13 protein-coding genes are annotated in these 21,071 nt (G+C 44.7%); 11 read left to right on the forward strand and 2 right to left on the reverse strand.

Going from position 1 to position 21,071, the window contains the following annotated elements:
• Positions 1-509 precede the first annotated feature (509 nt).
• The gene (locus tag CPIN_RS05270) at positions 510-3,836 is read right to left on the reverse strand and encodes a methylmalonyl-CoA mutase family protein (protein WP_012788742.1); all 3,327 of its coding nucleotides are present in this window, start codon (positions 3,834-3,836) and stop codon (positions 510-512) included.
• A gap of 177 nt (positions 3,837-4,013) precedes the next feature.
• Here CPIN_RS05270 and CPIN_RS05275 point away from each other — a divergent pair, with 177 nt between their 5' ends.
• The 6 genes from CPIN_RS05275 to CPIN_RS05305 all read left to right on the forward strand — a co-directional run bounded on the left by CPIN_RS05275 (position 4,014) and on the right by CPIN_RS05305 (position 13,078).
• Positions 4,014-5,447, forward strand: coding sequence for a glycoside hydrolase family 125 protein (locus CPIN_RS05275; RefSeq protein ID WP_012788743.1), 1,434 nt, complete (start codon positions 4,014-4,016; stop codon positions 5,445-5,447).
• 101 nt (positions 5,448-5,548) lie between these two features.
• A complete protein-coding gene (locus CPIN_RS05280; RefSeq protein ID WP_012788744.1) occupies positions 5,549-7,330 on the forward strand; it encodes a MutS-related protein in 1,782 nt (593 codons plus the stop codon).
• A gap of 50 nt (positions 7,331-7,380) precedes the next feature.
• Positions 7,381-8,463 (forward strand): PA0069 family radical SAM protein, encoded by a 1,083-nt coding sequence (locus tag CPIN_RS05285; protein WP_012788745.1) that lies wholly within the window; start codon positions 7,381-7,383, stop codon positions 8,461-8,463.
• Positions 8,464-9,192: 729 nt separating this feature from the next.
• Entirely contained in the window at positions 9,193-9,819 is a 627-nt protein-coding gene (locus tag CPIN_RS05295; RefSeq protein ID WP_187294744.1) for a DinB family protein, read from the forward strand.
• Positions 9,820-10,634: 815 nt separating this feature from the next.
• Positions 10,635-11,696 carry an AAA family ATPase gene (locus CPIN_RS05300; protein WP_044220898.1) on the forward strand — a complete coding sequence of 354 codons (1,062 nt, stop codon included), beginning with the start codon at positions 10,635-10,637 and terminating at the stop codon, positions 11,694-11,696.
• A 182-nt stretch (positions 11,697-11,878) separates the two neighbouring features.
• Positions 11,879-13,078: a sterol desaturase family protein gene (locus tag CPIN_RS05305; protein ID WP_012788748.1), complete on the forward strand. Its 1,200-nt coding sequence runs from the start codon at positions 11,879-11,881 to the stop codon at positions 13,076-13,078.
• Here the strand turns inward: CPIN_RS05305 and CPIN_RS05310 are convergent.
• Entirely contained in the window at positions 13,075-13,563 is a 489-nt protein-coding gene (locus CPIN_RS05310; RefSeq protein WP_012788749.1) for an RNA polymerase sigma factor, read from the reverse strand. The genes CPIN_RS05305 and CPIN_RS05310 overlap by 4 nt on opposite strands.
• Positions 13,564-13,849: 286 nt before the next feature.
• Here CPIN_RS05310 and glf point away from each other — a divergent pair, with 286 nt between their 5' ends.
• From glf to CPIN_RS05335, 5 genes are all read left to right on the forward strand, one after another.
• Positions 13,850-14,962: a UDP-galactopyranose mutase gene (gene glf, locus CPIN_RS05315; RefSeq protein WP_012788750.1), complete on the forward strand. Its 1,113-nt coding sequence runs from the start codon at positions 13,850-13,852 to the stop codon at positions 14,960-14,962.
• A 24-nt stretch (positions 14,963-14,986) separates the two neighbouring features.
• A complete protein-coding gene (locus CPIN_RS05320) occupies positions 14,987-15,973 on the forward strand; it encodes a hypothetical protein (RefSeq protein WP_012788751.1) in 987 nt (328 codons plus the stop codon).
• A 377-nt stretch (positions 15,974-16,350) separates the two neighbouring features.
• Entirely contained in the window at positions 16,351-18,843 is a 2,493-nt protein-coding gene (locus CPIN_RS05325) for an SLBB domain-containing protein (RefSeq protein WP_012788752.1), read from the forward strand.
• Between the two features lie 46 nt (positions 18,844-18,889).
• The gene (locus CPIN_RS05330) at positions 18,890-19,975 is read left to right on the forward strand and encodes a hypothetical protein (RefSeq protein ID WP_012788753.1); all 1,086 of its coding nucleotides are present in this window, start codon (positions 18,890-18,892) and stop codon (positions 19,973-19,975) included.
• 34 nt (positions 19,976-20,009) lie between these two features.
• Positions 20,010-21,071 carry an NAD-dependent epimerase gene (locus CPIN_RS05335; RefSeq protein ID WP_012788754.1) on the forward strand — a complete coding sequence of 354 codons (1,062 nt, stop codon included), beginning with the start codon at positions 20,010-20,012 and terminating at the stop codon, positions 21,069-21,071.

The following is a 21,071-nucleotide window of genomic DNA, read 5'->3' on the forward strand; positions in this document are numbered from 1 at the left end:
AATTCCATGTTAGAATATTAGCTTTTATAAGTTCCACGTTTTATAGATTCCACGTAAAATATTATCTAATTCCACGTCAATGAAATCTAGCGATGCGCATTTTGCCTCGTGTAGATTTTCTTCCCCTGCATAAATTTTTTATGCAGGGGCATTTTATTTATAGGCGTTTTTTTGCTGCGAATAAATACAACAAATCCCAAAAGAACCATTTCGAAATGAAACTAAAATGATAGATGATATATAGCCTCCTCAGCCATAACCACTTATCTGCGCTATAAATAATTGTCCGTTCAACTCATCTTGCTGTCAAAAATGGTACTTCTTTACATCCCCCATGGTGGCTGATCCGCGCTTTATTTATCCCATTAAAGGCTCATTATTCCGTTATTACGCCGCTATTTCTCCGTTCCTGAACGAAGAGATAGCGGCGTAATAACGGCGTAGTAAGGGTGTAGTACGAAGAATTAGCTATTTATTCGAAGAAGGCAGCGGTTTTAACCGGTTTATGATTACATATTCCTTCTGTACTGGCCACCTACTTCATAAAGTGCATGTGTAATTTGTCCGAGAGAGCAATGTTTAACGGTTTCCATTAATTCTTCAAAGAGGTTACCATTGTTGATCGCCACCTGCTGAAGTTGTTGTAATGCAGCAGTGCTGCGGTGATGATGTCGCTGATGGAAGGCGGTCAGCGTATTGATCTGGAACTCTTTTTCTTCCTGTGTGGAACGGATCACCTCTTCCGGAATAACTGTCGGAGAGCCTTTCTTATTCAGGAATGTATTCACACCGACAATCGGATATTCGCCGGTATGTTTGAGCGATTCATAATGCAGACTTTCCTCCTGGATCTTGTTACGCTGATACATTCTTTCCATCGCTCCCAATACGCCGCCTCTTTCCGTAATACGCTGGAATTCGGCCATTACAGCTTCTTCTACCAGGTCAGTCAGTTCTTCGATAAAGAAAGATCCCTGTGTCGGATTTTCATTTTTCGCAGTACCTAATTCCCGGTTGATGATCAGCTGAATAGCCATTGCCCTGCGCACGCTTTCTTCTGTAGGCGTGGTAATGGCCTCGTCATAGGCGTTTGTATGTAATGAATTACAGTTATCGTAAATGGCGTATAATGCCTGTAAGGTGGTGCGGATATCGTTGAAGTCAATTTCCTGTGCGTGCAGACTACGGCCGGAAGTCTGAATATGATATTTTAGTTTCTGCGAACGGTCGTTGCCTTTGTATTTGTATTTAATCGCTTTAGCCCAGATCCTGCGTGCTACACGACCTATCACCGCATATTCAGGGTCCATACCATTGCTGAAGAAGAACGAGAGATTAGGCGCAAAGTCGTCGATATGCATACCGCGACTCAGGTAATACTCTACATAGGTAAAACCATTCGACAATGTAAAGGCCAGCTGCGTAATAGGATTAGCGCCTGCTTCTGCAATATGATAACCCGAAATGCTCACAGAGTAGAAGTTGCGTACTTTCTGACTGATAAAATATTCCTGCACGTCCCCCATCAGTTTCAGTGCAAATTCAGTGGAGAAAATACAGGTATTCTGTGCCTGATCTTCCTTCAGAATATCGGCCTGCACGGTACCTCGCGCAGTGGATAATGCATGTGCCTTTATCTTTTCATAGACTTCTTTTTCCAGTACTTCATCACCGGAAATCCCTAACAACTTTAACCCCAGACCATCATTGCCATGAGGCAGATCTCCGTTGTAATGGGGTAGCGGATTATCGCTGAACTTTGCTTTGATCAGGGCATTCACTTTATCAGTCAGACCATTCGCAGCAATATATTTTTCACACTGCTGATCAATGGCGGCATTCATGAAGAAGGCGAGTAGTATCGGCGCCGGACCATTAATAGTCATAGACACAGATGTCTTCGGATCGCAGAGATCGAAACCGCTATACAGCTTTTTAGCATCATCCACAGTGGCAATGCTGACCCCTGAGTTACCTACCTTTCCGTAAATATCCGGGCGGTGTGCAGGATCTTCTCCATACAGGGTTACACTGTCAAATGCAGTACTGAGGCGCTTAGCCGGCTGATCGACGGATACGTAGTGGAAGCGTTTATTGGTACGTTCCGGCCCGCCTTCACCAGCAAACATACGGGTAGGATCTTCTCCTTCTCTTTTCAGTGGGAATACACCTGCCGCATAAGGAAACTCACCTGGCAGATTTTCGGTCAGTTGCCAGCGGAGGATATCACCCCAGTCGTTATATCTCGATAAACTGATTTTGGGTATTGAAGACTTTGAAAGACTTTCGCTGTAAAGCGGAAGTTTGATTACTTTATCTCTTACCTGGAATTCGTAGAAAGGAGCCGTATATTGTTTTTTCAGCGCCGGCCAGTTGCCCAGTAATTGCTGGCATTCAGGGTGCAGCTGGGTGCGCAGGTGATCGGCAATATCTTTTATGGTTTTCTGCTGACCCTCATTCAACAGGGAAGCGGCTCCCTCTAATTGATACAGACGGGTGGCAATATTGCATTGTTCGTCTACCCACTTTCCATAATCGCGGATGCTTTCATTGATTTCCGCCAGATAACGTACCCGGGAGGGCGGAATGATCTGCGATTTGGTGGTAGTCGCGTCTGTTGTTTCATGTGTTACATTACCGAAACGGACGGCTTTTTTCTCATCGATCACCGCCAGCAATTTTTCAAACAGCTGGTTAATGCCATGGTCGTTGAACTGGGATGCGATTGTGCCGATAACCGGTAATTGATCGTCGGTAGCGGTCCAGAGGCTATGATTGCGTTTAAATTGTTTGCGTACGTCATGGAGTGCATCCAGGGCGCCTGCTTTATCAAACTTGTTGATAGCGATGACGTCTGCATAATCCAGCATATTGATCTTTTCCAGCTGAGAAGCAGCGCCATATTCTGGCGTCATCACATAGAGGGCCACGTCACAGTGATCAGTAATGGCGGTATCGCTCTGGCCGATGCCGGAAGTTTCCAGTATGATCAAGTCAAAACCGGCTGTTTTACAGATATCGATCGCTTCCTGTACGTGTGCGCTGACGGCTTTATCGCTTTCCCTGGTAGCCAGGGAGCGCATATAGGCCCGGGGATGGTGGATCGCATTCATACGGATACGGTCTCCGAGGAGGGCGCCACCGGTTTTTTTCTTGGAAGGATCCACAGAAATAACGGCAATGGTCTGCTGATCGAAACTGCGGAGGAAGCGGCGTACTATTTCATCTGTCACACTACTTTTACCGGCCCCGCCGGTACCGGTGATCCCTAAAACGACGCCAGCCCCTGTTTTTGCAGAGGGAAGCGCATCGGGCAACTGATCATTTTCCGCTACGGTAATGGCCTGGGCAATCAGTTTATCATTGCGGGAAGGCAGTTCCTGTAAATGGCCGTTCAGTCCTTTGGTAGTGGTAAAGTCGCATTGTTTAATCACATCTTCAATCATTCCTTCCAGTCCCATCTGGCGGCCATCGTCAGGAGAGTAAAGCCGGGTAATACCGTATTGATGTAGTTCTGCTATTTCGGAAGGGAGGATGGTACCTCCGCCACCGCCAAATATTTTAATGTGACCGCATCCTTTTTCCCGGAGGAGGTCATACATGTACTTGAAAAATTCAAGGTGTCCACCCTGGTAAGAGGTAATGGCAATACCCTGGGCATCTTCCTGGATGGCACAGTCCACAATTTCCGCTGCCGAACGGTTGTGGCCCAGATGGATCACTTCCGCGCCTTTTGCCTGCATAATGCGGCGCATAATATTAATGGCTGCATCGTGTCCGTCAAAAAGAGAGGCTGCCGTTACGATACGGACCTTGTTTGATAGGTTGTCAGTCATATTGTTCTGGTGTTTGAACGTGGTTACGGCAAACGTGGAGCCGGTAAAGTCCGTAATTTACGAAAATCGTAACTGTGGAATATTGCCGTATTTTTTTATTTTCACCCTATTATTCACGTTTATGAGTTGCAGGTCGTAGAAACAAATGCAATCGTAATAGAAAAATCTATATCAGCAATGGTGGCAAGAAGAGATTTTATCAGAAACAGCAGTTTGCTGGCAGGCGCTGTGGCGCTGGGTTTCCCTAAGGCGGTATTCAGTAATCCGCTGGGTTATACTTCCCAACGTCCTCCGCTGGCACAACGTAAGTTTACCAGTCAGGCAGTTGAAAAGGCGATCACGAATATTAAAAAGGAGATCGCTGACCAGAAACTGGCCTGGATGTTTGAGAACTGTTTTCCGAACACCCTGGATACTACCGTACAGTTTAAGGTAGAAAATGGTCGTCCGGACACATTTGTACTGACCGGCGATATCCACGCAATGTGGCTGCGCGACTCCACTGCGCAGGTATGGCCTTACCTGTCTCTGATAAAAGAAGACGATAAACTGAAACAACTGATCGCGGGTGTGGTGAACAGGCAGACCAAATGCGTACTGATCGATCCGTATGCAAATGCCTTCAACGAAGGACCGACCGGTAGTGAGTGGGATTCCGATCTGACCGAAATGAAACCTGAGCTGCATGAGCGTAAATGGGAAATTGACTCCCTGTGTTACACCGTGCGTCTGGCTTATAACTATTGGAAAGTAAGTGGTGATGCAAGTGTACTGGATGATACGTACAAAAAAGCCGCTAAACTGATCGTGAAAACTTTCAAAGAGCAGCAGCGTAAAGAGGGTAAAGGGCCTTACAAATTCCAGCGTAAGACCCCGATCCAGTCAGATACTGCGCCAAATGGCGGTTGGGGTGCACCGATACAGCCGGTTGGACTGATCGTTTCCCTGTTCCGTCCTTCTGATGATGCGACTGTGTTCCCATTCCTGATCCCGTCCAACATGTTTGCCGTAGTATCCCTGCGTCAGCTGAGCGAGATCAGTGAAGTGGTATTCAAAGACGCCGCTTTTGCAAAAGAATGTACAGAACTGGCTGACGAAGTGGACAGAGCGATCAAGGCTTATGCGATCGTAGAACATCCGCAGCTGGGGCATATGTATCCGCTGGAAGTGGATGGTTACGGTAACCGCCTGTTCCTGGATGATACCAATGTACCAAGTCTGCTGTCTATCCCTTACCTGGGTTATACAACTGCTGACGATCCGCTGTATCAGAACTCCCGTCACTTTGTATGGAGCACTTTCCATTGCTGGTTCTATAAAGGTAAATATGGTGATGGTGTAGGTAGTCCGCACACCGGCCCTGACTACATCTGGCCAATGAGTATCATCATGAAAGCGCTGACCAGCAGCAATCCGGATGAAATCGCTGAGTGTATCAAAACCCTGCGTAATACAGACGGCGATACCGGCTTTATACATGAGTCTTATCACAAGGATGATCCAACTAAATATACCCGTAAATGGTTTGCCTGGGCGAACACCCTGTTTGGTGAGCTGATCCTGAAAGTAAGCCAGGAATATCCGCAGCTGCTGAAGAAACAGTACGCGTAATTATTACTCAATAATAAAGTCTTTCAACTTGCTCATCCTTCGCATTTATGCGAAGGATGAGTATTTTTGGACCTGTTTATAACAAAACTAATCCGTAACCCATGACGCCCCTGGCTATATACGAGCAACAGATTAATGATTACAAGGCAGAGATTTCACAGGTACAACGTCGTCTGAGTATACTTGGCTGGACAAGGCTGGCATTTTTTGTAGCCGCATTGTACTGTGGATATGCTTTCTTCAGCCGGCATTTCGATTATACCTGGCTGGCAGCGGCTATTGTACTGCTGGGGGGATTTGTGGTGTTGCTGATCCGCTATTTGTCGCAGCAGGAAAAACTCACCTTGCTGAAGACGTTCCTGGAACTGAATGAAAAAGAGTGGCAACTGGCGGCTTCGGGACAATCAGGATTTGATGATGGAGGGCGCTTCGCGGATGAACAGCATCCTTATACCGGCGATCTGGATGTATTCGGACATGCTTCTCTCTATGCTCATGTGAATCGCACAGGGACGCTGTTGGGTAGTAACGCCCTTGCAGATGCGCTGAAAACGCCTTTACAGGGAGTGGAACAGATCGCACAGCATCAGGCGGTGATCAGAGAACTGGCCCCAAGATTTAAGTTCAGACAGCTGTTTGCCGTACATGCGGCATTGACCAATGAGCAGCCGGAAGATGTGGCCGGACTGAAAAAATGGTTATCGCTGCCACTGGAATTTCTGGACAAAAAGTGGCTGAACATCGCACGCTGGCTCATGCCGGCATTGCTGGTAGTGGGAGCCGTCTTCTATTTTGTCACTGATCAATACTATCTCTTTACCTGCTTCTTTTGTATCAACCTGCTCATACTGGGGGCGAATATGAAGAAAGTAGGTGATCAGCATCAGTTGCTATCTAATAAAGAAAAGACCTTTGGCCGTTTTGCGCTGTTATTGCGACTGATTAATGCGGAAAGTGCCGGTAGTGCAGTATTGCTAAAAGAACAGCAGGGAAAGGCGACGGCCGCCAATAATGCTTTACACCAGTTGTCAAGGATATGCAGTGCCATGGACCAGCGCCTGAATCAGCTGGTAGGACTTGCCTTGAATAGCCTGGTATTGTATGACCTGCATTGTGTGTTTGCCCTGGAGAAATGGAAGGAGCGCAATAAGGAAGAGGTACAGGGCTGGCTGGATGTGATAGCCCGGATGGAGGTATGGAATAGTATGGCCACCTTTGCCTATAATCACCCTGCCTATATTTATCCTACAATCACAGGTGAAACGTCCCGTTTGATTGCAACAGGTATCGGCCATCCGTTAATCCCGGCAGAAGAATGTGTGAGAAACGGTATCAGTATAGGAAATCCACAGGAGTTCCTGATCATTACAGGGTCTAACATGAGCGGTAAAAGTACCTTCCTGCGCAGTGTAGGCAGTAACCTGCTGATGGGCATGTGTGGTATGCCGGTATGTGCAGAGAGCTTTAGTTGCAGTCCGATGCAGATCATGACTTCTATGCGTATCAAGGATTCCATTGCGAAGCATACGTCTTATTTCCAGGCGGAATTATTACGGCTCCAACAGATCGTGGAAGTGCTGAAAGGAGGGGAGCGTGTGTTTATCCTGCTGGATGAAATATTGAAGGGTACCAACTCGGAAGATAAACTGTCAGGATCCCGCAGACTAATAGAACATTTCCTGCAATATCATTGTCTGGGGATGATTGCTACACATGACCTGGAACTGGGCCACCTGGAGGAAACTTATCCGCAACGGATCCGGAACTATTGTTTTGAAAGCACCATTAAGGATGACCAGCTCTTCTTTGACTACCGGATCCGGGAAGGAGTGGCACGTAATAAGAATGCGACGTTCCTTATGCAGAAGATGGAAATAATATGATTTGGCTGATAGCTAATTAATTTAGTATTTTTACTAAAAATATTAGCTGTATGACCTTGCCATTTCAGGAGGGGATACCTGAAAATCCCTACTATAAAGGACGTGGAGCCCAGTTAAATCCGAAGAATAAATTTCTCCGGAATGAGTATGCGCAGGAGCATGTAGAGGGGATTGACGAGTGGTGGCAGGCAGATGTGCCTACACAGATCCTGGAAGAACATGCAAAGACCTTGGTCAATAAGGTGGACAGTCCGGATGTGGGTATGTGGTATTCTATGAATCCCTATCAGGGCTGTGAGCATGGTTGTATCTATTGTTATGCACGTAATGCGCATCAGTTCTGGGGAATGAGTGCCGGACTGGATTTCGAGCGTAAGATTGTGGTGAAGCGGAATGCGCCTGAGTTATTGAAGAAATTCCTCGATAATAAAAGCTGGGTGCCCAAGCCCATTTCCCTTTCAGGGAATACAGATTGTTATCAGCCGCTGGAGCGTAAAATGTTTCTGACCCGGCAGCTCTTGTCGATAGCGCTGGATTACAAACAACCTATTGGTATTATCACAAAGAATTCGCTGGTACTGCGGGATAAGTACATCCTGCAGCAGATGGCCCGGCATGATCTGGTATGTGTATACGTTTCCATTACTACGATGCAGGAGGATCTGCGTCAGAAGATGGAGCCGCGTACAACTACGGCTGCACAGCGTTTCAAGATTGTGAAAGAGCTGAGTGAGCTGGGAATTCCGGTGGGGGTGATGACAGCGCCGATGATACCGGGCCTGAATGATCATGAAATGCCGGCCTTACTGGAAGCGGCGGCAGCAAATGGTGCGAAGTTTGCAGGCTACACGGTCGTTCGGCTGAACGATGCGGTAAAGATCATCTTTAATGACTGGTTATATAAGAACTTTCCTGACAGGGCAGATAAGGTGTGGCATCATATTGAGAGTATGCATGGCGGTAATGTGAATGACAGTGATTTCGGCAGGCGTATGAGAGGAGAGGGAAACATGGCTGATCTTATCAAGCAGCAGTTTAAAGTGCATACGAAGCGGGTAGGATTAAACCAGGAGCGTTTTGAGTTCAATACGTCCCTCTTTGAAAGGCCACAGGTGCAGTTGAAGCTGTTTTAGATAAGTGCAGATGTCAGTCCCGGTAAAGGAATCAGGTAGGTAGTGCAGTGCTGGCAGTATGAAGGTTGGGGAGGAATAACAGGATGTGATATGCGATGAAGACAAGACAGCAGCGAGGTGTGTGGAGCTTTTACCGCAACAGGGTGACAGGCACGAAGCATATAATATATTGACAGGCATACTGATTTGAGATATACATGCCTGTTAACAAAAAATTGATAGGGGCATCGAAAAAGTTTATTAGGAAAAATGCGGAAATAAAAAAAATAAAAAATATCTTTGTGCAAGCAATAAATGAAATGAAACGCAATCCAAAATATACTATTTCGGCGATGTCCTGTAAGAAGAAGCAGGCCAGAAATAGGTTGCGGGTATGTTGCACCAATTGTTAACGAAATAAGTTATCAAATGATATAACAAAGGTCCCGCAGAGATTGCGGGACTTTTTGCTTTTGAAGAATCTAAATGATGATTGAGCAAGACAACTGTGTGATAACTGTAATGTATATATATCGCCTGGTAAAGCCGGTGATTACTGTACGAAAGGATGGCTTCTCCTTAAGGAGGCCTAATGGGCGTGGTATGTAGCCAACATAGAACTTATCTATATGCTACCCGGCCCATTTGATGGAGCCGGGTTTTTTATTTTTATTCTATAAATACTGTTATGTGCCACAAGGCGTACAGAAAGTGGAGCTGGTCAGGTGCATAACCCCAAATCGACAGATCATGAGAAACGTAATTCAATCAGTAAGAGAGGCATTGCTTACAAACTTCAGGGAGTTAGATACCTGGTTCGAAAAAGATTTCGACCTGTTACACTTTAAACCGGATACAGACCAGTGGAATATCCGGGAAGTGCTGGAGCATATTAGCCTGACCAACTATTTTTTGTTACTTATTATTAATAAGAGTACCCGCAGAGCGCTGGATCGCAGACATGCCGCCAAGTCTATCATTATTCCCGCTGATTACATGGAGAAGTTTGATAAGATAGATGTGATAGGCAGCCGTTCCTTTGAATGGGTAAGACCAGAACACCTGGAACCAAGCGGATTGCAGGATATGAGAGATGTGAGAGCGCTGCTCAAACAACAGTTTGCACAGTGTATGTATAATCTCAGTTTACTGAAGAACGGCGAAGGCATGCTGGTACTCACCAACCTCTCTGTCAACCACCTGGGTAAACTGGATATCTACCAGTACATCTACTTCCTCACTAAACATATTGAACGTCACATCCGCCAGATGCAGCGGTTGGCAAAAGAATATGAAGGTGCTGTGGAGGAAGACGTACAAAGCAGCAGGATCCTGAATGCTGCTGATGAAGAAGCAGAAAGTATGCTATTAATATAATAAATAGGTCGACCTCTCTTCGTCTGTTGGCTTTGGAAACCCTTCGGAATACTATCATTACCGGTGACGTAAATAGTCACCGGTATTTCATATCTGCGACGTATATACGAATATGATATAGCAGGGATTTTGCGTGTCAATGGTTATCAACGCATAAGCAGCAGGGATGGGCGTGTGAGCAGGAAATATTTGCAGGTTGATAAGAAAAAAAGTGCAAAAAAATTGTTAAAGACCAAAATAACATCATATATTTGCACCATCATTAACGGATAAACTATTTAAAACATGCTCAATAAACAAATTCACATGAACACAGCGCCAGCATCCTCTTTAGAGGTTCGTGGCAACTGGTTCCGGGCATGTAATAGTTTTATATAGAGAAGATTAATTCGTATATATAACAAGCCCCGGGACAAGTACCCGGGGCTTTTTTTTTCAGCAAAACTGAATGAAAGGCGAACGGATAAAAAGACATAGAAGCCACGGCCATTCAAAGGAATGGAGCATAGCATCAATGCAATTGATGCTAACAAGACCTGGTATGCGATAACGCAGTATATACGTTGTCGTTATAACCCGGTCTGCTGTCAGCTGACCGGGTTTTTTTATGATATTTTGGATTGAGTAGGTACAATTAGTTAACGTAAAGCGGGGTATTCCTGCCCCGCTTAAATCAAATGACGATTATTCATCAACATAGTTTTGTTTCATCTTAATTTGCATTAACCCCCATGTTGTCATTGCCGGACGCCAGGAGCGTTCCGGTATATGATAACCCATTGAAACATGTACATTTGCAGACTTATTTGAAAAGCATGGAGAATATTTCACAGCAGCGGACGATTGGAGGATCTAGTATTTTTGGGAATGGTTTGCTAGAAAGCAGCCCTTTCTATCTGTATTACTTTAATGCAATTCCTAATGTTAGCTTCATTTATACAATAAACGGCGAAAAAGCCCTGGCCGCTTTTAAAAAGGCCTACGAAAAGGATATCATCAGGATATATAGCAGAGAGGAGGTCGGTGACAAGGAGAAGGAATACAAGCACGATATTGCCCTGGTCATTATGCCGAATGAATGTATGGTGGAATTCGGAGATGATTACTGCGAAATCCTGCATAATGGCAATGCAGCCGCTTTCATCGCCGATGTTACCACCCTGGTACGAAAACACCGGATCCGTGAAAAGAGAAAGAAATTCGAAATCAACCTGATCTCTTTTGGTGAGCGTGGTCTGAAGCTCAAAGCCATGGAATTCAAGCGGACGCAGCTGGATCTGGCCCTGTACTATGAGGATGATTTCAAGACGATTGATCAAATGATCTATAAGCGCCTGAATACCAATGATGATAAAGGTATTGTGCTGTTACACGGACTGCCTGGTACGGGTAAAACCACTTATCTGCGTTACCTGATAGGAAGGCTGAAGAAACGGGTCATGTTCCTGGCACCTTCTGTAGCGGCTAACCTGATGCAGCCTGACTTTATTTCCCTTCTGATAGATAATCCGAACACGATCCTGGTCATTGAGGATGCGGAGAACATTATTATGGACAGAAAATCAACCGGTAATTCCTCCGTATCCAATCTGCTGAACCTTTCTGACGGTTTACTGGCAGATTGTATGAATGTACAGATCGTATGTACCTTCAACAGCGACCTTTCACAGATAGACAGCGCCTTGTTACGTAAGGGCAGACTGATCGCCAAATATGAGTTTGGTAAACTGTCGGTTCCGAAAGCACAGCAGCTTTCCGGCAAACAGGGTTTCAATACGACTATTACACAACCTATGACAATTGCTGAAGTAATGAACCAGCATGAACCCTCCTTTGAGAAAAAGGAGATACCAATCGGTTTTCGCGCCAGATTCTAATACCTGATACCAATTGCAGATGTGTGCTCCGGTGCACATTTGTAATTGGTTTTCATTGTCTATAAAATTGATAGACTATTATCAGGGAAATATTGTAATATTGTTTCGATTTCGCTCCGTTGGCCACCAAACAATAGAGAAAACCCGTAATCCGAAACTTTATTCGCGTGCATTTAAACCACATGGCATGGGCCGTTCCGCTATTCCTGGGACTGATGGGTATTGAATATCTGGTGGCTAAGAAAACAGGAAAGAATTATTTCGGCTTCAGTAGTTCCGTCAGCAACATTAATGTAGGTATCGCAGAAAGGCTGCTGGATACCTTTACGGTAGGTATTTTCTATTTTATCTACGACTATCTGCACACTCATTTCGGGGTATTTAACATCCGCTCCAGCGTCCTGCTGTGGGTAGCCCTGCTTATTCTAACTGACTTTATCTGGTATTGGTATCACCGCTGGGCGCATGAAGTGAATGTGCTCTGGGGCGCACACGTGGTGCATCATCAGAGCGAGGATTTCAATTATACGGTATCGGCGCGTATTACTGTATTCCAGGCATTTTTCAGGATGTGTTTCTGGTCGGTATTACCCGTTATCGGATTTCCACCTGCTATGATCATCAGTGTACAGCTGCTGCATGGTATCTATCCGTTTTTTATACATACCCGCACGATCGGTAAACTGGGCATACTGGAATACATCCTGGTGACGCCTTCCCATCACCGGGTACATCATGCTTCCAATGAGAAGTACCTGGACAAGAACTACGGCGATGTGTTTATCATATGGGATAAACTGTTTGGCACCTTTGTGGAAGAGGAAGAGGAGCCGGAATACGGGCTGACCAAACCGCTGGACAGCCATAGTTTCCTGTGGCAACACTTTCACTTCCTGCTGGAAATAGCTTATACGCTCAAACAGACCAGCGGATTCAGGGCCCGGTGGAAGGTCATATTTGGTAAACCTGATAATATTGATCCGACGATACGTGCGAAGCTGGAGGAACGATACCTGTTCCGCAGTACGGCAGAAGCGGGGTCGCACAAACTACAGCAGTATGTAGTCTGGCAGGTAGGAACCATTCTGCTGGTTTTATTCCTCTTCTTATTATTTGAGCACTATGTGCCTGCGTTTGTACAGGTCTGCGTGACCCTGGCCATATTCCTGACACTCATTAACAGTGGCGCTATTATGGAACAGCGTCGCTGGGTATTTTTCCTGGAATATGCACGATTACTGGTGACGTTTGCCGCCCTGTTTTATATATGGCCGCATCCGGTATTGCTATTGGTCTTTGCATTGGTGCAATTGCCATTTTTTCTCTACAGATCCAGCATTGAAAGACGTTACCTGCGACTTGTATACGGCAGGCCGGCTTAATGGCGTGGCATAGTTGTACAAAGCAGTTTACGGGCCAGGTGAATACGGCTTTTGATCGTACCCATCGGTTCATGTAGCATTTCCGCAATTTCATGATATTTGAAGCCATCGCAGTACAACAGCAATGGTTTCTTAAAAGATAAAGGGAGCTTGTAAAGGGTTCCCTTTATTTCTTTTGTACGGAGCATGTTTTCTGCATTTACTTCGGCCAGGGTGTTGTTGGTAATGTTGGGCGTGATCTCGGCGGTAGTGGAGTGTTTGGCGGCGCGTCTGTATTCATTGATAAAAAGGTTGCGCATAATGGTATACAACCAGGCACGGATGTTACTGCCTTCGAGATATTTGTCCTTGTTTTTCAGTGCTTTGTAAAGTGTCTCCTGGTAAAGGTCTTTGGCAGCTTCCGGGTCCTTGGTCAGTGCCATGGCAACTGGCTTCAGGAAATCTGCGTTTTCCAGTAAATGAGCTTGGAATGTAGAAAAACTCATGGTTTGGGGGATGTTGTAGATTTTGGGATCGATGTACAGTTGTGCTGTCGGCAGGGCCGGCAATTATAATGATACAAACGTAAAAAATGCCCGAAATGGATTGATAAATAACCGAAAAATTATCAAGTAAAGGCTAAACTGATCAATCTGCCTGGTTTTCACCTCCCTAATATTTGTATCTTATTTTTAATAGCTTTGCTCCCCGATACCATTTGGATGACTGTCAACTGTAGCATGAAAAACTCTCCTGGTAGCAGCCGGCAGCCTTATATACAAACTTGATTAAATGACGGAATTTGACTTTTTGATAGTCGGTAGTGGCCTATTCGGGGCTGTATTTGCCCGGGAGTGCAGGAAAGCCGGAAAGAAGGTGCTGGTGATAGACAGACGTCAGCATAGCGGCGGAAATGTCTTTTGTGAAAACGTCAATGGTATTAACGTGCATAAGTATGGCGCGCATATCTTTCATACAAACGATAAGCCCATATGGGATTATGTGAATTCCTTTGTAATGTTCAATAACTACGTCAATTCCCCATTGGCAGTATACAAGGATGAATTGTACAATCTCCCGTTCAACATGAATACCTTCCATCAGCTGTGGAAGGTGAAGACGCCCCAGGAGGCAAAAGATAAAATTGCTGAACAGGTGGCGGCACTGCATATCAGTGATCCGCAGAACCTGGAGGAGCAGGCTTTATCGCTGGTCGGGGTGGATATTTATGAAAAACTGATCAAGGGATATACCGAGAAGCAATGGGGAAGGAAAGCCAGTGAGCTGCCAGCCTTTATCATCAAGCGCTTACCATTACGTTTTACCTATAACAATAACTACTTCAACGACAAATACCAGGGGATACCGATCGGTGGCTATAATCTGCTGATAGATCGCTTACTGGAAGGTATCGAGGTAAGACTGAATACCGACTTCTTTTCCGCCCGGGAGGAACTGTCTGCCCTGGCCAAAAGAGTCGTGTTTACCGGTCAGCTGGATGAGTTTTATAACTACCGTTTTGGGATGCTGGAGTACAGAAGTCTGCGCTTTGAGCACCAGGAACTGACGACCGACAACTACCAGGGAAATGCCGTGGTGAATTATACGGAAAGGGAAGTGCCCTACACCCGTATTATTGAGCATAAGCATTTCGAATTTGGTCAGCAGCCGACGACTATTATTACCAGGGAATATCCGCAGGAATGGACGAAAGGACTGGAGCCGTATTATCCTATTAATGACGATACAAATGCGGGTGTCTACAAGAAATATAAGGAGCTGGCGGATAAGGAAACGGACGTCATTTTCGGAGGTCGGCTGGCTGAATACCGCTATTATGATATGCACCAGGTGGTCGGTTCAGCCCTGCATATGGTCAGACAACATTTGAAAACAAGCGAATAAAAACCAACAAGGGTACATTGCTCAATGATCCAGATATTCCATAATACCAGAATTTATGTAATGGCGCCGTCTTCCTTTTCTTCAGGAGGACCGGAACTCTTACACCAGCTTTGCCATAAACTTGAAAAACTGGGGTATGACGCCGTTATCTACTATCATCCCCATGCCGAAAATCCTGTGCATCCCAACTTTGTCAAGTATAACTGTAAGTATGTGACGCAGCTGGAAGATAAGAAAGAACACGTGCTGGTGATGCCGGAGACCTTTTTCTTCATGGCCGGCCAGTTTAAACACATCCGCAAATGTGGCTGGTGGTTAAGCGTTGACAATCTTTTCAAGACGAAAGAAGCCCCCGAACACTATCGCTATATAAAGAAACTGGGGCTGGATGGTATGTATAAGTGGGCGATTATGACCGGCCAGATCAAGGGCAGGTTCAGCTATCACCTGGCACAGTCCGTATATGCAGTGGATTTTATCAGGAAATGGGGGATGGAAGCGGGCTATCTGTCGGACTATCTGAATGATAGCTTTTTACAACAGTCCAGGGCGAATATACACCAGGCTAAAAAGCCACAGGTACTGTATAATCCATTAAAAGGACTGGCTTTTACCCAAAAGATCATGGCGGCTATGCCGGAGGTCAAATGGATCCCTATTCAGAAAATGACACCTGCGCAGGTGGGAGAGTTGCTGAATGAGTCGATGGTCTATATCGATTTTGGAGAACATCCGGGGAAAGACCGCTTTCCGAGGGAGGCAGCCATTTACAGGTGCTGTATTATTACGGGTAAGAGAGGCTCTGCTGCTTTCCAAGAAGATGTACCTATACCTGAAAAGTATAAAATCGAGGATAGGGAGGAGCATATTCCGGCAATCGTTCAAATGATAACTGTTTGTCTGACAGACTATAAGCATCATATTAATGATTTTGAGACCTACAGGGAATGGATCTATGGAGAGGAGGCTGGTTTTGAAAAAGACATTACTGCACTTTTTGTCAGATCATAAATTACTGCAAATGTGTTTATAGGAAGTATTTACATGATTAATATAACAAAAGAGGGCCGGAAAGGCCCTTTTTATATGGTTGTCTCCCGGAAAAAAATAAGATAAAACACGCATGGTAGATGTTGGCAGAAGTGTATATATATCACGAACTATTAGCAATCGTTGGGCTTTGACTATTAGCTATTAAGCTCTCAAAGCCAATCGTAGAGTTGATTTCAAGTTCATATGGTAATTATTTAATTGGTTTCCATGACGTTAACATTTATATGTTATTTTTAATAGATTTGCACCGGATTTTTTCCAGGCGCGAAATTTGCTGAGTGGAGGGGCTTAAAATCGATATTTAATAATCCGAATATTTGTTATCCAATAAATTCATGTTGAAAAAAGTATTACTGCTGCAACTGTTATTGCTGACCGTAGGCCTTTGTGTACGGGCACAAGTACCAGGCATGTCGCAGGCCCAATTGAGTCAGGTTAAGGTTGATAATCTTTCGGACGATCAGATCAGACAGGTTGTCGCGGAGATGAAAAAGAAGAACATCAGTTTTGGTGAAATAGATGGGTATGCTGCTCAGAGGGGGATTTCCTCTTCAGAAGTTGGCAAATTAAAAGCGCGTATCCAATCGCTGAACCTTGACAAGGAATTGACGACTCAGGCTTCAGGAAGTGTATTTGATCAGGATTCTACCGGTCGTAGTTACAATGGCTCTAATGCGGATACGATTAACTATTATCAGCAGAAATTAAGGCAGGTAAGGGACAGAGAAGATTTTGAAAGGGAAGTACGTCGCCGCAGAATATTCGGTATGGAGCTGTTTAGCACCCAGAATCTGACTTTCGAGCCTAATCTGCGTATGCCAACTCCTCCTAACTATAAACTCGCTGCAGACGATGAGCTGATTATCGATATATATGGTTATTCTGAAGCACAGCACAACCTTAGGGTGAATCCTGACGGGTATATCAGAATTCCTTATGTAGGACCGGTATATGTGAGCGGGTTGACGATGGATGAGGCTAAAAAGAGAATTACTACGCAACTGAGTACCATTTATTCAGGTATTAAAGCCGGTAACACTTCGGTTCAGATTTCTCTTGGTAATATTCGTAGTATCAGGGTTATCATGATCGGAGATATATTCCGTCCGGGTACTTATACCCTGCCTTCCCTGGCAACAGTGGCAAATGCACTGTACGTGTCCGGTGGACCTAACGAAAACGGTTCTTTCAGGGCTATCGAGGTAATCAGAGGCGGAAAGAAGGCAGCCACTTTCGACCTGTATGATTTCCTCATGAGAGGTGATCTGACAGGTAATATTGTATTGCAGGACCAGGATATCGTTAAAGTAAACAGTTATAAGAGAAGAGTCGAACTGCTTGGTGAGGTAAAGCGTCCGGCGATATTTGAGGCAAAGGAAAATGAAACGCTGAAGGATGTAATTGATTTTGCGGGTGGATATACAGATAATTCCTTCAGAGATGTGATCAGGGCATTGAGAGTGAATAACAAGGCAAGAGAATATGTAAACATTCCGGCAGACTCAGTCGCTTCTTTCCGTTTGAAATCAGGCGATAGATTTTATATTGATTCGATCATCAATCGCTATACTAACAGGGTGACAATTTCAGGCGCTGTTTTCCATGCAGGAGAATATGCGTTGGAGGATGGAATGACAATTGCCGATCTGATCAAAAGGGCAGATGGCATACAGGAAGTGGCGGCGACATCCAGGGGCATCATCCGCAGATTACAGGAAGACTATACACCTACCATTATCAACTTTAACGTGCAGGATGTGATAGCTGGTAAGAATAATATTTCGCTGATACGTGAGGATAGTGTAATCATCTTTTCAAAGCTGGGTATCCGCGAAAATTATTTTGTGAAGATTGTGGGAGAAGTGAATCAGCCAGGGTATTTTAATTACGGAGACAGTATGCATCTGGAAGACCTGATTATCATGGCAGGTGGGCTGAGAGATGCGGCGAGTCTGAAACATATTGAGATTTCACGCCGTATTCGCAGCACTGCAGGTTATGATTCCTCTGATGCACGTATGGCGATTACCCAGCAATTTGATGTGAGTGCAGACCTGGCTGCTGGTGGAGCCGGATCATTTATATTACAACCGTTCGACGAAATCGTGGTGCGTCGCGCACCTAATTACAGCGAGCAGGTAAACGTGATGCTGGACGGAGAACTCGTTTATCCGGGTGTATATGCGATAAACACAAAGAGAGAACGTATCTCAGATGTAATAAAGCGCGCAGGAGGACTTCGTCCGGAAGCATCTGCAGAAGGCGCCTATCTGATTCGTAAAACTTATAATACGGAGAACGATAGTACATTTTTGCTAAATAAACTGGATGTATTCTATAGCAAAGTCGCTGACAGTATCAATGTGGCAAAGACACGTGCAAGTATAGCGCGTAACGGGCAACTGCTGGGTATTGAGCTGAACAATATTATAGCGCATCCAGGATCTAAATACGATCTGTTACTGGAAGAAGGCGATATTATTCATGTGCCGAAGAAACTGCAGACTGTACAGTTATTTGGAGAGATATATTTCCCGAAAAAGGTACGCTTTGACGATAATGCTTCATTCAGAACTTATGTGCGTGGTGCGGGTGGGTTTACCTCCCAGGCACTGAGGCGCAGAAGTTATATCGTGTATGCCAACGGAGAGGTAAAGAGTACCAGGAAATTGTTATTCTTCAATAGCTTTCCTAAAGTAAAACCAGGTTCTGAAATCTACGTTCCGACCAGACCTGAAAGAAAGGGTATAAATCCTGCGGCAGTAGGCTTGTTGACAGGTCTGGCGTCCGTGGCTTTGATCGTGATTACCATTATTGACAAGTTGTAAGCACCGTCTAATTACAAAAAAGAAAGCTAAAATTAATTTCGAGCAGATGCATCCAGACAATACTTCCCACAACAAGCAGCAGGGAGAGATCTCCATAAGAGAGATTGTTTTAAAACTGTTAGACTGGTGGAGATTTCTTTTAAGTAAATGGTTGATCATTCTTCTTGCGGGAATATTAGGAGGAGGTGCAGGCGTGCTGATGTCTTTGGTTAAAAAGAAAAAATATATAGGTCAGCTTACCTTCATTCTGGAAGACGCCAATAGTAATCCATTAAGTGCATATATGGGTATTGCCAGTCAGTTTGGTGTGGATCTGGGCGGTGGTGGCGGCTCAAGTGGTATTTTCAGTGATGACAATATCATGGAATTTCTGCAATCCCGCTTAATGGTGGAAAAAGCATTATTATCCACTGTGAAGGTGGATAACCGCGAAATAACACTGGCTGAACTCTATGTTGAGGTGAATGAGATGCGAAAAGGCTGGCAGAAGATACCAGAGCTGGCTAATCTCCATTTCCTGCCCACTACCCCGAGAGATCAGTATTCCCTGAAGCAGGACAGTGTGCTGGGTACTATATACGAGCGTATTGTAAAAGCTGAATTGGAAGTTGAAAAACCTAATCCGAAGGTGAGCTTTATATCGGTAAAAGCTACTACGTTGAATGAAACGTTCTCCAAAAAGTTTACAGAAACACTGGTAAGAGAAGCAATCGATTTTTATGTCGATACAAAGACGAGAAGAAACAAGATAAGTGTAGACAGATTACAGGGACAGGCCGATTCACTGGAGATACTGCTGAACAGAAAGACCTATTCCGCAGCAGCTGTACAACCCTTTAACACGAACCCTGCAAGACAGGTGGCGACTGTAGGGGGCGAGCTGGCTCTGAGAGATAAGCTGATCCTGCAGACGATGTACGGAGAAGTAATTAAGAACCTGGAACTGAGCAAAATTGCGATGGCCCAGGATATGCCAGTGATCCAGATCGTAGATAAGCCGATTCTGCCGTTAAAAACAGAGCGTTTGGGAAAAGTGAAGGCCGCTATCATAGGCGCTTTCCTCTTTGGATTCCTGACTGTTATTTTGCTGATTGGCAGAAGAATTTTCCGCCAGATCCTTGCCGAGAAATAACCTCAATATATATAACATATCAAGTGAAAATCAAATGAAAATATTAGTTACCGGAGCTGCTGGGTTTATTGGGTATTACGCAACAAAACGACTAGCGGAGTTGAATTTTGAAGTAGTAGGATTGGATAATATCAATGAGTATTATGATATTAATCTGAAACATGCCCGTTTAGCAGAAGCCGGTATCGATAAAAATAAGATTGCCTACAATGAGCTTATATTAAGCGATAAATATAAGAACTACCGTTTTGTCAAATTGAACCTTGATGACCAGGAAAATCTTGCTGCGTTATTCCGCAATGAACAGTTTGATGTAGTATGTAATCTGGCCGCACAGCCGGGTGTTCGTTATTCTCTTGAAAACCCTTTTGTTTATGTCAACAGTAATGTTGTCGGGTTTATGAATATACTGGAATGCTGCAGATACAATAAAGTAAAACACCTGGTATATGCCAGCTCCAGCAGCGTATATGGTATGAGTAAAAAGGTGCCGTTTGAAGAAACGGACAATGTTGACAATCCGGTTAGCTTGTATGCTGCTACAAAGAAAGCAAACGAACTGTTCGCACATACATATAGTCACCTGTACGGATTGAAAACAACAGGTCTGCGCTTCTTTACGGTATATGGTCCCTGGGGTCGTCCGGATATGGCGCCGTTCCTGTTTACCAATGCCATTCTGAAAGGAGAAGCGATCAAGGTATTTAACAACGGAGAGTTGTCGCGTGACTTTACCTATGTGGATGATGTGGTAGAAGGTGTGATCAGGGTGATTATGCTGCCTGATAATGAGAAAGAGCAGAAGGACAGCGGAGAAGCACAGGGTGAGTTTTCAGGATTGTATAAAATCTTTAATATAGGGAATTCATCGCCTGTTCAGCTGATGGACTTTATCAGATGCATAGAAAAGGCGACAGGTAAGGAAGCTATCCTGAAGATGTTGCCGATGCAACCGGGAGATGTTGTTTCGACTTATGCTGACACAAGTGAATTAGCTGCTTATGTTAACTATAGACCATCTACCCCTCTTCAGGACGGAATAGACAGATTTGTATCCTGGTTTAAGGAGTATTCTTCGAAAGCACATCAATATTAA

Source organism: Chitinophaga pinensis DSM 2588 (genome assembly GCF_000024005.1).
In the GTDB taxonomy this organism is placed as follows: Bacteria; Bacteroidota; Bacteroidia; order Chitinophagales; family Chitinophagaceae; genus Chitinophaga; species Chitinophaga pinensis.